9 protein-coding genes are annotated in these 12,063 nt (G+C 40.5%); 8 read left to right on the forward strand and 1 reads right to left on the reverse strand.

Translation table 11 applies throughout. The features are described 5' to 3' along the window. The first annotated feature begins 143 nt into the window (after window positions 1–143). From VLB74_RS06635 to rfbD, 8 genes are read left to right on the forward strand one after another with little or no spacing between them, the layout of a single operon-like run. Window positions 144–1,631, forward strand: a complete 1,488-nt coding sequence (locus VLB74_RS06635) for a GH3 auxin-responsive promoter family protein (RefSeq protein ID WP_325202672.1) — start codon at window positions 144–146, stop codon at window positions 1,629–1,631. 7 nt (window positions 1,632–1,638) lie between these two features. Beyond that, complete coding sequence (locus VLB74_RS06640; RefSeq protein WP_325202673.1) at window positions 1,639–2,511, forward strand: carboxypeptidase-like regulatory domain-containing protein; 873 nt, start codon at window positions 1,639–1,641, stop codon at window positions 2,509–2,511. Window positions 2,512–2,554: 43 nt separating this feature from the next. Beyond that, the gene (locus tag VLB74_RS06645) at window positions 2,555–4,243 is read left to right on the forward strand and encodes a DUF6909 family protein (protein ID WP_325202674.1); all 1,689 of its coding nucleotides are present in this window, start codon (window positions 2,555–2,557) and stop codon (window positions 4,241–4,243) included. Between the two features lie 9 nt (window positions 4,244–4,252). After that, window positions 4,253–5,236 (forward strand): hypothetical protein, encoded by a 984-nt coding sequence (locus VLB74_RS06650; RefSeq protein ID WP_325202675.1) that lies wholly within the window; start codon window positions 4,253–4,255, stop codon window positions 5,234–5,236. Further along, window positions 5,236–6,255 carry a dTDP-glucose 4,6-dehydratase gene (rfbB, locus tag VLB74_RS06655; RefSeq protein ID WP_325202676.1) on the forward strand — a complete coding sequence of 340 codons (1,020 nt, stop codon included), beginning with the start codon at window positions 5,236–5,238 and terminating at the stop codon, window positions 6,253–6,255. Before VLB74_RS06650 ends, rfbB begins: the two co-directional genes overlap by 1 nt. Window positions 6,256–6,258: 3 nt before the next feature. Continuing rightward, window positions 6,259–7,122 (forward strand): glucose-1-phosphate thymidylyltransferase RfbA, encoded by an 864-nt coding sequence (rfbA, locus tag VLB74_RS06660; RefSeq protein ID WP_325202677.1) that lies wholly within the window; start codon window positions 6,259–6,261, stop codon window positions 7,120–7,122. Window positions 7,123–7,157: 35 nt separating this feature from the next. Next, entirely contained in the window at window positions 7,158–7,709 is a 552-nt protein-coding gene (gene rfbC / locus VLB74_RS06665; RefSeq protein ID WP_325202678.1) for a dTDP-4-dehydrorhamnose 3,5-epimerase, read from the forward strand. Next, window positions 7,703–8,569 (forward strand): dTDP-4-dehydrorhamnose reductase, encoded by an 867-nt coding sequence (rfbD, locus tag VLB74_RS06670; RefSeq protein ID WP_325202679.1) that lies wholly within the window; start codon window positions 7,703–7,705, stop codon window positions 8,567–8,569. Before rfbC ends, rfbD begins: the two co-directional genes overlap by 7 nt. Window positions 8,570–8,578: 9 nt before the next feature. Here rfbD and VLB74_RS06675 read toward each other — a convergent pair whose 3' ends face one another. Then, window positions 8,579–11,911 (reverse strand): CotH kinase family protein, encoded by a 3,333-nt coding sequence (locus VLB74_RS06675; protein WP_325202680.1) that lies wholly within the window; start codon window positions 11,909–11,911, stop codon window positions 8,579–8,581. Window positions 11,912–12,063: the final 152 nt, after the last annotated feature.

Below are 12,063 nucleotides of genomic sequence, written 5' to 3' on the forward strand. Positions count from 1 at the left end.
TTCCTCCTTTTTAGGATTGTTTATAAAGTTGGATGGAAAAATGGCGTTGATTCCCGGAATCTTGTTTCCGCTATTAGCGGTTTTCTTTATTCTTTTTTCAACAGAAAAAGCCCTTAAAAATAAATTTCCAAATACCTGACCAAATGTCTTTAAAAGCTTTTTTAGCCAAACAGTTCGCGGCGATCATTTATCAAAAAACGCAAAAATGGGCGAACAATCCGATTGCGACCCAACAACAGGTTTTCGAGAAATTGATAGCCGATGCGAAACAGACGCAATTTGGTAAAGACCACCATTTTTCGGAAATAAAAACAGTTGCGGATTTTGCCCAAAAAGTCCCGGTTCGGGATTATGAAGCCTTACGTCCGTATGTGGACCGCATGGTAAAAGGAGAAGAAAATATCCTCTGGAAAGGGAAACCTATTTATTTTGCAAAGACATCAGGAACGACTTCCGGGGCGAAATACATTCCGCTTACCAAGGAGTCAATGCCTTATCATATCGAAGCGGCCAGAAACGCAATTTTAAGTTACATACACGAAACCGGAAACGCCAATTTTGTAGACGGGAAAATGATTTTTCTCCAGGGAAGTCCGATACTGGAAGAGAAAAACGGAATCAAACTGGGTAGGCTTTCAGGAATTGTAGCGCATTATGTACCAAAGTATCTTCAGAAAAACCGCATGCCGAGTTGGGAAACCAATTGCATAGAGGATTGGGAAACGAAAGTTGACGCCGTAGTGGAAGAAACGTTCCATGAAAACATGGCGGTTATTTCGGGCATTCCGTCTTGGGTACAGATGTACTTCGAGAAATTGAAGGCCAAAGCCGAGAAACCGGTCGGGGAACTTTTTAAAAATTTCAATCTGTTTATTTATGGCGGGGTAAATTACGAACCCTACCGCGCCAAATTCGAAAGCCTAATCGGAAGAAAAGTCGACTCCATAGAGTTGTTCCCGGCATCCGAAGGTTTTTTCGCCTATCAGGATTCTCAAAAGGAAAAAGGCATGTTACTGTTGTTGAATTCCGGAATTTTCTATGAATTCATCAAATCCGAAGAATTTTTTACCGAAAACCCGAAACGCCACACCATTGGCGAAGTGGAATTGGGTATTAATTATGTGTTGATTTTATCAAGCAATGCAGGGCTTTGGGCTTATAATATCGGAGACACCATTCAGTTTACCAGCTTAAAACCGTATCGAATCATTGTTTCCGGCCGCATCAAGCATTATATTTCCGCTTTTGGTGAACACGTTATCGGAAAAGAGGTGGAAGCGGCTATGCAAGAGGCGATGGAAGGAACCGAAGTACACATAAACGAATTTACCGTTGCACCGCAAGTTAGCCCTACAGAAGGTTTGCCCTATCACGAATGGTTCATTGAATTTGAAAACGAACCTGATAACTTTGACGAATTCGCCTTAAGAATCGATCAGGCCATGAGAAAACAAAATGTATATTATGATGATCTGATTGCAGGCCACGTTTTGCGCACGCTGGTAATCACGAAAGTTCCTAAAAACGGGTTTCAGGAGTACATGAAATCCATTGGTAAACTGGGTGGGCAGAATAAGCTCCCAAGACTTTGCAATGACAGAGAAATTGCGGATTCATTAACCAGAGCATAGAGTAAAGATGATGGAAGGCAGATTTTTTTTACTGTTGTTTTTACTTGGTTTTTCCGTTTTTTCACAAACTAAAGGCATTGTTGTAGACGAAAACAATAAACCGATTCCGTATGTAAGTGTATGGGCGGAAAACGAGAATATCGGTACCACTTCCGAAGAAAACGGTCAGTTTGAAATTAAGGTTTCGGATGAAAACAAAAACCTCATTTTTTCGTCTTTGGGTTTTGAAAAGAGAATTGTAAAAGCTTCGGAAGCTTCGGTTGTGAAGTTAAAAGCAACCTCTTACAATCTGAAGGAAGTTGTTGTTGTAAACAAAAAAGAAACGAAAGTACGGGAGATCGGCAACACCGAAAGCGGGTTTCTCCAGGCCTTTGATAACGGGCCGAGGATGGATGCAAAGTTTTTCCCTTACGATCCGTCTTATAAAAAAACAAGGTTTATAAAAAAAGTGACTATTCAAACCGACAGCGGGATCGAAAACGCCACACTCAAAATCCATATTTATGCCACAGCTGAAGACGGTTCTCCCGGAGAAGATCTCTTGGGAAAAGATTTCATAATTCCGATAAAAAAAGGAGTGATAAATCATAAAATAGATGTTTCCGAATTTAATTTGACAATGCCTGTTTCCGGAATCTTTGTCTCCTTCGAAAAATTAATGATTGAAAGCAATAAAAAGGAAAACAAAATAGTCGACGGCAATACGCAAAAAGTAAAATTGCAGCCAACCTATTTTCCCTTCATTTTGTACAATTATACACAAAGGGATTTTTTATACACATTCTTGGGAGGAAAGTGGTTAAAACAAACAAGTAATAATGATGGTTCGTCTCTTGGAAAAGTCTTTGAACCTGCAATAAATCTAATCCTCACCAACTAATAAATAAAAAACTATATTTGTGGGTTAGAAATATAAAAAGTTCATGAAAGAATTAAAGAACATTTCGCGCTCAAGAGCGCAAGAGTCGTCAGCAGCTATTGAACGACTGTACATTACCATGCGTCATTTGTTTAACCGCGGTTTTTATAAACCGATGGGAGTTTCAGGTGAAACTTTACGGGAAGCATTATTATCGTTACGACCTGAAATTTACGGTTCCATCGCCGAAGAGAAGGTAGAATTAAACGGATTGTTATATGTTATTGAACGACTTCCGGTAGGAATTGAAGAGTGCCGTTACATCAATTTAACTTCCGATGAAGGTTATTCGAAATCGCATTTTCAGCCTATCGTCCCTCCGAAAAGAAAGAGAAACTGTTACCGCATTGACGACGAACAGATGAACATTGAAATCACGAGAGGACGTTCGGACATTTATGACATTTTAACCCATTTGACCTTCATCTTCATCGAATCGCACAAAATCAAAGACCGTGTGATGATTGACGAAGAAGGAAGATTAACCCGCGATTGGGAGAAATTGGAACAGGTTGTTCTACAGAATAAAAAATTAACGTTAATTGACCGTGAAAAAGCCATTTCGCACGCGTCGAGTATTTTGGGAAGAACTTTCGCCGAGGTCATCGATATTTATGAAAGTTTCGGTACCAAGGAAAAACCGGATCGTTTTCTGCATGTCATCTATTGGTTAGGGAAACTGGCCATTGAGGAGATTGCAGACAACAATAAAAGAACCATTACGTTCAGTCCGATTTTAAGAGAACGTTTGGGGCATCATATTTACGGGGAAATCTGGGCCAACAATATAAAGGAAGTTTTAGAGAGGAACGATTTGTTGACACGTCCGATTCACATTATCAGTGCGAACATGCACAGTGTAATGAATTCGATTTTTGCCGAACCGGTTCTGGGAAGCAAATACAAAGGAGGCGACGATTTTCAGATTTTTGAGGATTTGAGCAAATCAGGAAACGATGTCTTGCGCAAGAAAGTGGAAGAATTTGCGTTACAGCACGGAATGATATCCTTGCCGGACACTTCAGGAACCAATATCGATGTTCAGATTTTTGATACGGCGAAATTCAACCTGAAGAAATCAGCGTTTCCAAATGCGAAATTCGGGAAAGAACATCCGGTTCTGATTGTAATGGATTATGCTTTTGGTGAGCAGGCTTTTGAAACAATCGATGAGTTGCTGAAACCGTATAAAACAGCAACCGGAAAAATATTCCTGAATGTGGAGTCGGTTTCCATTATGGGTAAAGCCGGAATCCTACAAGGCGGAAAAGGCGACATCATGATTCCAAATGCCCACGTGAATGAAGGAACGGCCGATAATTATCCGTTTGAAAACGAATTGACAGCAGCAATGTTTGAAGGAAACGGTATTCCTGTTTTTGCCGGACCAATGGTTACGGTTCTGGGAACATCACTTCAGAACAAAGATTTATTGCAGTTCTTCCATGATTCGACCTGGGGAGCCATCGGACTGGAAATGGAAGGTGCCTATTATCAGAAAGCGGTACAGTCGGCATCCAAAATACGCAAGAGCATCAATCCGAACGTAAAAGTGCGTTATGCTTATTATGCCTCGGATAATCCTTTGGAAACGGGAAGTACACTGGCGTCGGGAGGATTAGGAACCACCGGTGTAAAACCAACATACCTTATTACAATTAAAATATTAGAACAGATTTTTAACATACATTAATTCATTTTTATGAGCAATAGCCCTCAGATCAACCCAAATGATCAGGAAATTGATTTAAGTCAACTTTCGAAAAAAATTGGAGATAAGATTCAGTCGTTTATCGATTGGTTGTTTGACGGAATTTTATTTATCCGAAGAAACATCGTAGTCATCGGAATTTTATTCGTTGTTGGTGCCGGATTGGGTTTTTATTTAGACAAAAACACCAAAGTTTATGATCATCAGGTAATTGTGATACCTAATTTCGGAAGTACGGATTATTTGTATTCAAAGATTGCGCTAATCAACGCTAAAATTATTGAAGGCGACAGTGTTTTCTTAAAACAGATCGGAATTAAGAGCCCGAAGAAATTATCTAAAATAGCCGTAGAACCTATTGTAGATGTTTACCGTTTCATTAACAACAACGAGCAGAATTTTGAAATGCTGAAGTTAATGGCCGAAGACGGTGATTTAAAGAAAGTAGTTGAAGAAAATGTTACGAGTAAAAACTATACGTTTCACACCATTTCTTTCACTACAAAAGGGATGACTACAGAGGAAATGACCCTTAAACCTCTATTGAATTATTTGAATGAAAGTGAATTCTATCAGAAGATTCAAAAAGAAAGCCTTAATAACATCAATTTAAAAATCAAGGAAAACGATAGCATCATCAGACAGATTAATGGGGTGATGAATCAGTTTTCAAATGCGGTAAGCAATAATCAGAAAAGTGATAAATTGGTTTATTACAATGAAAATACGCAGTTGAATGATGTACTTAAAACAAAAGAGGCGTTAATCACTGAACAAGGAAATAGACGATTGGAGCTGGTTACTTCCGATAAAATCGTAAAAGAAAGCAGTTATACCTTAAACGTTCAAAACAATAAAATGGTAAACGGGAAAATGAAATTGATCATACCGGTTTTGTTCATAGGGATCTTTGTGGCGCTGGGGTTATTGAGAAGTTTTTACAGAAGACAATTGAAAAAAAGAAACCTAATCTAATGAAGAATGTTTTAGTGACAGGCGGTGCCGGATTCATCGGGGCCAATTTCGTGCCTTATTTTATAGAAAACAATCCGGAGTACCATCTCGTAAACCTTGATTTATTGACTTATGCCGGAGACCTGGAGAATGTAAAGGAAGTAGAAAATCATCCAAGATATACCTTTGTTAAAGGTGATATCTGCGATCGTTCTTTTATCGAACAATTGTTTCAGGAATATGATTTTAAAGATGTGATTCACTTTGCAGCCGAAAGTCATGTTGACAATTCGATTTCAGGACCGGAAGCTTTCATCAAAACCAACGTAATAGGAACATTCAATCTTCTGGATGTGGCCAGAAAACATTGGATGAGTGCTCCGAACCAATATAAATCAGGTTATGAAAATTGCCGTTTTCACCATGTGTCTACCGATGAGGTTTATGGAACTTTGGGAGAGACCGGTTTGTTTTCTGAAACCACACCATATGCTCCTAACAGCCCGTACTCGGCTTCAAAAGCATCATCAGACATGATCGTGAGAAGTTATTTCCACACGTACGGAATGGACGTGGTTACCACAAATTGTTCTAACAATTACGGGCCCAAACAGCACAATGAGAAACTGATTCCAACCATTATCCGCAAAGCGATTACAGGAGAGAATATCCCAATCTATGGAGACGGGAAAAATGTACGCGACTGGTTGTATGTACTGGATCATTGCAAAGGAATCGAACTGGCTTTCCATAAAGGAAAATCGGGTGAGACTTATAATGTAGGCGGAAGAAACGAACGAAACAATCTGTACATTGCCAACACCATTTGTGAACTGTTGAACGAACTGAAGCCAAAAACGGAAGGCAGATACCAGGACCAAATCACTTTTGTGAAAGACCGTCCGGGGCACGATTTACGTTATGCCATTGATGCGACAAAGATTGAGACAGAATTAGGCTGGAAAGCCGATGAAAATTTCGAAACAGGAATCCGTAAAACCATTACCTGGTATCTCGAAAAATATATATACGTATTGTAGTTTATGAAAGGAATTATATTAGCCGGAGGCTCAGGAACGCGTTTGCATCCATTAACATTGGCGGTAAGCAAGCAATTGATGCCTATTTACGATAAACCAATGATTTACTACCCACTTTCAACGTTGATGTGGGCAGGAATCCGTGAAATCCTGATAATTTCAACGCCGCATGATTTACCGTTGTTCCGACAATTGTTGGGGGACGGAAGCAATTTAGGCTGTCGTTTTGAATATGCTGTTCAGGAACATCCAAACGGATTGGCGGAAGCGTTCATTATCGGAAAAGAATTTGTTGGTAACGATAAAGTAGCACTGATTTTAGGGGATAATATCTTCTACGGAACCGGATTGGCAGAATTGCTTCAGGCCAATAACAATCCGAACGGCGGAATTATTTATGCCTATCATGTTCACGATCCGGAACGTTATGGGGTAGTTGATTTTGACGCTGATGGCAAGGTACTTTCCATTGAAGAAAAACCGCAACAGCCAAAATCCAATTATGCCGTGCCGGGAATCTATTTCTACGACAACGATGTACTGGAAATTGCAGCGAATATCAAACCGAGCCATCGTGGCGAATTGGAAATCACCGATGTAAACAAAGAATACCTGAACAGAGGAAAGCTTCAGGTAAGTATACTGGATCGCGGAACGGCTTGGCTGGATACCGGAACATTCCAGTCGTTAATGCAGGCCGGACAGTTTGTTGAGGTAATCGAGGAACGTCAGGGATTAAAAATCGGAGCTATCGAAGAAGCTGCCTATAAAATGGGTTTCATTGATGCACACCAGTTAAAGTCATTGGCCGCGCCATTGCTGAAAAGCGGTTATGGTAAGCATTTAATGAGTTTAGTTTCAAATTAATAAACAGTAATACCCAAGGAATTTTTTAAAATAAAATGAATTTCATACCTACTAAATTATCCGGTTGTTTTATCCTGGAACCTAAAATAATTAATGATTCCCGTGGTTATTTCATGGAGAGTTTTAATGAACAGACATTCCAAAACGGAACCGGACAATCAGCTCATTTTGTTCAGGATAATCAGTCGTATTCAACAAGAGGGGTATTGCGCGGGTTGCACTACCAATGTGGGGAACATGCGCAGGCAAAGTTAGTTCGTGTGCTGCAGGGAGAGGTTTTGGATGTGGCTGTAGATATTCGTCCGGAATCGGAAACCCACGGTCAATACGTTGCAGAAATTTTATCGGCCGAAAACCAAAGACAGTTGTTTATACCCAGAGGATTTGCTCATGGTTTTCTTGTATTGAGCGAAACAGCTACTTTCTTTTACAAATGTGATAATTTTTATAATAAGGAATCCGAAGGCGGTATTATGTATAATGATCCAGCTTTGAACATTGATTGGAATTTTCCTCAAAACGAATTGCTGATTTCCGAAAAAGACATGACGTTACCAAATCTTGAAAATGCAAAGAAAGTATGGTAGTTCTGGTTACGGGTGCCAATGGACAATTGGGACAGGCATTACAGTTCATATCCGAAAAACATAAGGATATAGATTTCGTTTTTTGTTCTTCTTCCGAGTTAGATATTGCAGATAACGTTATGTGCGAGTCTGTCTTTGAAAAATACAAACCTCAGTTTTGCATTAATACTGCCGCCTATACCGCGGTTGACAAAGCCGAAAGTGAAACGGAAAAAGCACACGCGGTTAATGTCATCGGAGCAAAAAATATAGCCGAGGCCTGTAAAAAAGCCAATACCACTTTACTTCATATTTCCACAGATTTCGTGTTTGATGGAGAGCAATCAAAGCCGTATTCGGAAAATGATCTTCCCAATCCAACCGGTGTTTACGGGCAAACGAAACTGGATGGTGAGACAGAAATAATGAACACCTGGGAAAAGTATTTTATCATAAGAACGTCTTGGGTCTATTCGCAATTCGGAAATAATTTCATGAAAACCATGCTGCGATTAGCTGCTGAAAGAGATACTTTATCGGTAGTGAATGATCAGATCGGCACGCCAACTAATGCCGTTGATTTGGCTGAAGCACTTGTCGGGATGATATATTTTTGTGAAGGTCAGCCAATCGGAACAAATAGGTATGGGATTTACAATTTCAGCAACGAAGGACAATGCAGCTGGTACGATTTCGCCCAAAAAATATTTGAAGTCAACAAAATCGCAATCACGGTGAATCCGATTCCGACGTCAGGATTTCCAACACCGGCCCGAAGACCAAAATACAGTGTATTGGACAAAACAAAAATTAAAAGAACATTTGAAATCGACATAAAAAAATGGGAAGAAGCCTTGCAGCCTTTCCCATCCGTTGTGTAAATCAGGTTTTTATTTTTTGACTATTTTCCTCACGGTTGATTTTCCGTCTTCATTCTGCAGCTGCATTATATACATACCTGAAGGTAATTGCGACAGATTAATTTCATTGTTATACAATTTTCCGTTTTGAATTTTTCTTCCGTCAATTCCGTAAATGGTAAATTCCAATGATTCGGATTGAGGCAAAACATATACGATATTGGTTATCGGATTCGGATATACAATCAGACCGTTCAATTCATTTTCATCGGTAGTTAATGTTTCGGCAGTTCCCTGAATGCTGATATTGTTAAAAGTAACTTGTTCTCCGGTATCGGCAGTCATGTTGGGTCCGGTAAAACGGATACGAAGTTTAAGATTTGCATTGTGATTCACCGCAGAAATAGCTGAAAAATCGATTTCCACTTTCTGATAAACGTTTGAAATAGGGAAGGAAGAAGTACTCATTCCGGTGGTTATCCAGACCGGAGTTCCCGGGTTAATGGAATAATCGACGGTAATGCCGGTTGCCGCGCCTTGATCAATAACTGCAAAAGCCAGCCTGATATCTTTATAGCCTAATGTTGAAATATGCAACTGTACTGCATTTTCCATATTGCCACTTTTGAAAGGCTGTTTTATCTGAATGCCCCTCATATTGGAATTTTCATAGGTTAAATTCTGGTTCGCTGCCGGGAAGTAGTTTATCGAAGTAGGCTCATTTCGTCTTTCCATGGAAGCTTTACGATAGCTGGGATTACCTGGAGCAAAAGGATAACCCACCAAACAGGATTCATAATGCAGGTTTCCTTCTGAAGAACTGACTTCAAAGGTAGAGGCAATATCGGTTAGCGGAACATCGTTTGGAAGGTCGGTATTCATCATCCAGAAATAGATAATCTGCGGAAGGTTCGGATTTCCGGACGGAGAAAAATGTGCCGTAACAGAAAAATTGCCTGTTGGTGTAATGGTTATTTCTTCACTGGTACTGGAAGAAGCACCACTCCAATGACTGAACACATAGCCCGGTAAAGCCACGGCTTTTATCTTAACAGGAATATTGTGAAAATACACGCCTGTCCATGGATAAGGATTTACAGTTATTCCCGGTGTACCATATTTGATGTTTATGGTGTTCATTTTGATATATCCTTGGGATGCATCATTAACATCCAGTGTTGCATTGATGTTGCTGTTTATATTGAATTTTTGTCTGATATGCTGACGCTGGTAATTAGGGCGTTCTGTTGCAAACGTTCTTTCACGGTTCAAGTGGTATTGCCAGTCGCCATCATTTACAGGGCCTTTCCATCGGAAATACTGGTCGTTCATTTCCGGAGCGATAACGGCAGCCATGGCATTTATCTGCGCAACGACTCTACTGCTCAAAAAATTAGTGTTCATTAAATCAGCGAAACGATTGATAAAGTCATTTTTGAAAGTAGCGTTCGTTAAAAGTTTGCGGAGAACCTGTGTTGACCAAGCAGCATGAATATCTTCATCCGTTGTAGTGGCATCTTCTAAAGTATCGAAATCGGCATCGTCAAAGGTACTGGTCACATCGTGAAAGGCCCAACGCCAGCGACCATCATGAGGATAGGGGGCATTAGGATTTAATGTCGTTCTCTTTCTCCAGTAGACAACATTGTTAGTTACCCAATCGTCGTTATTTAAAAAGATGTTGCTGATATGGTAGTCCATGTAATTCTCAATATCCATTCGGGTTTGAATATATGTGTAATTGGCGCTTAACGATAAATCCCTGGTCTCAATTTCATTGATAAAGGAAAGGTAATCTACGCGATCCCCTTCATCAATCGAATAATGATCATGCAGTAAATCTACGGCATCGATGTCATATACCAGTTTAAAATAGTTGTCGTCATAGCGTTCGCGCAGGGCTTGGATTCCCCAGTATTCCCCGTTAACAACAGTAATCACCTGTTGATGTGCTTCGGTTTCCATTCGCAGGTCTTTCACCAGTTCATTACACAAACAGTCCCTGAACATGGTGTTGTTCCAGTCGCCTCCCTGATTTTTAATGAGTACACGTTCGTAAGCTGTATACGGTTCGTCGGAAAACAGCGGATACTCTAATTTATCATTGCCGTAATCAGATCTTGCATATACCCGCAGGGATTTATTCGGATAGATTCGCGAATGGTCACCGTGGATCCGCAAACCCACTTTTTGGTTGATTTTTTCCTCGCCGTTCACAAAATAGTTCAGATTGGCTATACGTTCAGTGGCTTCGCCATGCAGACCCCAATTGGCTTCATCATTATCTGCTTCGTCATCGGGATTATCCACACGCCAATCGTCAAAGATTTTTCCGGCAACAGAAATGCCATCAACATAATCATAAAATTCATTTTCATTAAAGCTTATTGAAGCTACCGGAAGGGTAAACCGATTTGCGCCTTGGGGAGAAATGAAATAATTTCTGGTCACTGTTTCACTTGGAATCGCGCCGGTTTTTATGACTTTTGCTTTGACCACGGTAGCTTTAAATATTGGGCCGTTCGGAAAATAGTCCGGCTGATAATCCCAGGTCGTAGATACATTGGAGAGTTTGTTGGGTTGTGATGTGCGATCGGCAATGGCAATCGGACCGCTGTAGGTCTGTGTACGGAAAGTGTTTTGAAAAAACTCATTTACAGGCAGCTGCCCCGGATCTTCCGGATATCGTCTTTTGTAGCTGTAAGTGGTTCCGCCTAGGTTATTTTGATTGGGTTCCGATCCGTCCAAGGTATACAGGATGGTTGCTCCCGGACTGTTGGAAGTCAGCGTAAGATTGAATCCCGTTGTTCTGAATTCGGAAGCATGTGAAAATACAGGGGGGCTTAATGCTTCAGAATAACCGGTTGTCGTGTTGGCCGCATTGGGAGTTGGTGTGGAAAAGTAGACATAAGGACCGCTTCCGTTTGGGAATCTTCCATACGAAATATCAGATTGTAATGCCACAGGCGATACGGTACCGACATTATTTCCGGATGGATTGGTAAGTATAAGGGTTTCACCTGAAGCGCTGAGTTTAAAATTGGTGTGGAGCGGGCTGCCGGCGATGGCTCTGTTTTTATCGGAAGCCCAGACAATCAGGTACTGCCCGGGATTCAGGGTTACGCTGGGGAAAGTCCACTTAAACAACGCGGCAGGATCATCAGACAAACCGTGACCCAGCAGATTTACAGGATTTGACCCGGTGTTATACAATTCAATCCAATCTTCATGACTTCCGTTTTCGTCGGTTATGGACGTGTTGTTTGACGTCAGGATTTCGTTAATGACTATATTTTGGGAAAATAGCGGATCATAGTTTAGAACAACCATTGAGGTTAGTATCCAAAAGGTAATTTTTTTCATGTGCAGAGAATTTACATAAAGTTAGTCAATAACTTAATTGTCAACAGATTGCTACCGACACGATGCGGTTAAAAACGATGAATTACATTTGCATTTCGCTCCCAAAAAAGAGGTGTTTTAGTGCTTACTTGTGCTTAACTGCTACTTGTTTC

The sequence above is a fragment of the Flavobacterium sp. genome, assembly GCF_035456225.1.
In the GTDB taxonomy this organism is placed as follows: domain Bacteria; phylum Bacteroidota; class Bacteroidia; order Flavobacteriales; family Flavobacteriaceae; genus Flavobacterium.